Source organism: Kocuria sp. CH-021 (assembly GCF_049716185.1).
GTDB classification, from domain to species: domain Bacteria; phylum Actinomycetota; class Actinomycetes; order Actinomycetales; family Micrococcaceae; genus Kocuria; species Kocuria cellulosilytica.
Window position 1 is genome coordinate 1 of record NZ_JBNAFK010000050.1, and the last position, 1,465, is coordinate 1,465.

The following is a 1,465-nucleotide window of genomic DNA, read 5'->3' on the forward strand; positions in this document are numbered from 1 at the left end:
CAAGGCGGATTCAACCGGTCGTCGCAACACCGCCTTGTTCGAGCGACTGTAGTTGTTCGGCGAATACTTCGGCGGGTGTCTTCCAGCCGAGGACCTTCCGCGGTCGGTTGTTCAGGGCCAGAGCGACGGCTTCGAGATCCTCGGCAGACCAGCGAGCCAGGTCCGTGCCCTTCGGGAAGTACTGCCGCAGCAGGCCGTTGGTGTTCTCGTTCGTCGGTCGCTGCCAGGGCGAGTGGGGGTCGGCGAAGAACACCTTCGTGCCGGTGTCGAGCGTGAAGAGGGCGTGGCCGGAAAGCTCCTTGCCGCGATCCCAGGTCAACGTCTTGCGCAGCTGATCGGGTAGCTGAGTCATTGACGCGGCCAGGGCAGCATTCATCGCCACTGCCCCGTAGCCGGCCAGTGCGGGACCGTTCTTCACTGGCGGGGACTGGCCATAGCCCTCGAGGCGAGGCAGATGGACCAGCAGAGTGGCCCGGCTGCTGCGCTCTACAAGCGTGCCCAGCGCCGAGCGGTGCGTGCCGATGATGAGGTCACCTTCCCAATGCCCCGCAACGGCCCGGTCGTCGGCCTCGGCGGGACGGGCGCTGAGGACGACGTCGGCGCTGACGTGACCCTGCGGCTTGTTCCGCGATCTGGCTCGGGGAACCCGCAGTGCCCGTCCTGTGCGCAAGCACGCCACGAGTTCACGTTTCAGCGCGCCCCTGCCCTCGATGAACAGGGACTGGTAGATCGCTTCATGGCTGATGCGCATGGACTCATCATCGGGGAAGTCGACCTTGAGGCGCTGGGAGATCTGTTCCGGGCTCCAGGCGGTCGACCACCGTCGGTCCTGTCGGTGCGGCTTGGATCGGCCCCTCCACCCCGGCACCGCGGGTCCGGTGACGGTCCCACCGTCCGGTCGGCGGAGATCACCGTCGAGGCGCTGTTGCACGTAGTCGTGCAGCTGCCGGTTCTCCACCAGCTTCGCGGCCTTGGGGCGCCGGGCCACCAGCTCAGCCTTCCACTGGGCCACCGATGCCCGGTAGTGCAGCTTGCTGCCACGGGTGGCGGCATTGCGCCGGAGTTCACGTGAGATCGTGGCCGGGTCACGATCGAGCCGTCGGGCGATCTCGCGCACGCCCGTGCCCTGCTCCCGCAAGATCGCGATCTCCTCCCGTTCGGGGAACGAGAGGTATCGCCCAGCGGGTTCGGTGAGTTCGATCGTCGACATGCCGCCACCCTGGCGGAACCAGCGGGCACCGACCGCAGGTGACACTCCGACGACCCCGGCCGCGTCCTCCGAGGAGAGTCCTACGGCGACCTGTCTCCAGAACTCGCGTTCGATGCTCCGCCGCGTCGACGGCGCACCCGGGGAGATCATCGGCGATCTTCCCGTCAACTCCTTCAACCATCCAGCCGGTCTGCCCATCGACACCCTCCTCGTCAGGGTGTTGCGACGACCGGTTGAATCCGCCCAATTTCGATC

Annotated in this window: 1 protein-coding gene; it reads right to left on the reverse strand. The window is 67.0% G+C overall.

Annotated elements, in window-relative coordinates:
• Window positions 1-10 precede the first annotated feature (10 nt).
• Window positions 11-1,408 (reverse strand): IS30 family transposase, encoded by a 1,398-nt coding sequence (locus ACPYN7_RS17945; RefSeq protein WP_424348549.1) that lies wholly within the window; start codon window positions 1,406-1,408, stop codon window positions 11-13.
• Window positions 1,409-1,465 lie beyond the last annotated feature (57 nt).